This window comes from Microcystis sp. LEGE 00066, from assembly GCF_015207925.1.
GTDB classification, from domain to species: domain Bacteria; phylum Cyanobacteriota; class Cyanobacteriia; order Cyanobacteriales; family Microcystaceae; genus Microcystis; species Microcystis ichthyoblabe_A.
On record NZ_JADEVX010000359.1, the window covers coordinates 1 to 1,438 of the forward strand.

Below are 1,438 nucleotides of genomic sequence, written 5' to 3' on the forward strand. Positions count from 1 at the left end.
AACCTAACACCAGAATCGAGACCACTGCCAACCATCCATGATTAGGTGTGAACCGAATGTCCGACCTGAACCATCGTAATTAGCTAGTAGTGAAATAGGTTGATACACTGCGTTCAAAAGAACAAGGGGAAAAGTAAGGAATTTACTAACTCACTTACATAGACCTTTAAAAGTACCCCGATGGATAGGACAAATCTAAAGATGGAATGCCCATATAAACGGAACGTGATAAGCCCTTTCAGGCTCTGAGTATCGGTCGAAATACTCAGTAGTGACAAGTGTAAGCGCAAGCCTTCAAGGGTGTGAGATGTAACCAAAAGCCAACGCCTGACAGTAATAGTCAGGATATGCTAACAGGTTACGGTTTGTCTGTAAGGATAGAGTCTAGTAGGAGTCTATATGACGAAATCGAGAGAAGGTAAAGGATTCGGGAAACCGAAAACCACTAAGACTACGAATGTATGGAAAGCTATCAACTGGGGTAAAATCCAAAGATACGTTTTCAAGCTCCAAAAGAGGATATACCAAGCGGCTAAATCGGGACAGGATGCAAAGGTTAGAAGGTTGCAACGTCTATTGGTGAAATCATACTACGCTCGTCTATTAGCAGTTCGCAAAGTAACCCAAGATAATCAAGGAAAGAAAACAGCAGGAGTCGATGGAGTGATAGCAATATCCCCAGAGCAAAGGCTAAATCTAACCGAAGAAATCAAAGGAACACTTAAAGCAAAACCGTTAAGAAGGGTATGGATTCCTAAACCGGGTAGGGATGAAAAACGTCCATTAGGAATACCAACCATCAAAGACAGAGCTAGACAAGCGTTGATTAAATCGGCACTCGAACCAGAATGGGAGTCAAAAATGGAAGAAACCAGCTACGGTTTTCGACCCGGAAGGTCTGCCCATGATGCAATATCGAGGATATACATCACCATTAATCGAGGTAGCTACTTTGTATTAGATGCCGATATTGCTAAGTGTTTTGACCGAATTAATCACGAACTTTTACTGTCCAAAATTCATTGTCCAAGTTCACTGAAAAGAGACATCAAACAATGGCTCAAAGCAGGAGTATTGGATAACGGCGTATTTGAACAAACAGAAACAGGGACACCCGAAGGAGGGGTAATAAGTCCACTACTAGCCAACATCGCACTGGATGGAATGGCAAGATTAATTGAAACATTGTTCCCAAAAAGGAGTAATAAAACAAATCAAGCTGTTTGCATAAGATACGCCGATGACTTTGTAGTGATTTCACCATCACTCGAAATCATTGAACAGTGCAAGACTGCCATTTCCGAATGGTTAAAGCCTATTGGATTAGAACTTAAACCAGAAAAAACCAGAGTGTCTCATACACTCAAACCCATTGGGTATAATGGGAAAACTGAAGAACCTGGTTTTGATTTTCTAGGATTCAATATCAGACAATATC

1 protein-coding gene is annotated in these 1,438 nt (G+C 41.2%); it reads left to right on the forward strand.

The window, feature by feature from the left end; translation table 11 throughout:
- Positions 1–399: 399 nt before the first annotated feature.
- A partial coding sequence (locus IQ224_RS23490) for a reverse transcriptase domain-containing protein (RefSeq protein ID WP_194033555.1) occupies positions 400–1,438 on the forward strand: 1,039 nt, incomplete at its 3' end.